1 protein-coding gene is annotated in these 322 nt (G+C 54.7%); it reads right to left on the bottom strand.

Going from position 1 to position 322, the window contains the following annotated elements; genetic code table 11:
* Positions 1-249, bottom strand: a 249-nt coding sequence (locus tag AC1RPY_RS07750) for a hypothetical protein (protein ID WP_481763106.1), incomplete at its 3' end; no start/stop codon positions are given.
* Positions 250-322 lie beyond the last annotated feature (73 nt).

The raw sequence follows: 322 nt of genomic DNA, 5'->3' as shown, positions 1-322 counted from the left end.
GACAGAGCTGACGACAAATGCGCCGACATGTCCGTCGCGCATGAGCTTGCCCTGCACGGATTCCTCGACGTAGCCCCGCGTGATATAGGTCACGATCCTTTCTGCCCCCTGCTTCGGAGGTGACGCTTCCTGCTTTAGTCGCTGAAACGCGTGGAGCGCTTCGCTCAACGTACCATAGCCCATACTGTCAGCCAGAGACGAAGCCAAATCGTAAGCATCGGCCTTAGCCGTCAACATTTCAATATCCATCAAATCTCCTTCAACGGGCTCGATGGGCCAAAATGTGCAGACCCATGATGAGCGCCAACATCGTGTTGATTAC

The sequence above is a fragment of the Dellaglioa sp. CoH-56-MRSF-12 genome (assembly GCF_056782075.1).
Note: the sequence above shows the minus strand (reverse complement) of the source record. Positions and strands in the feature narration are given on the sequence as shown.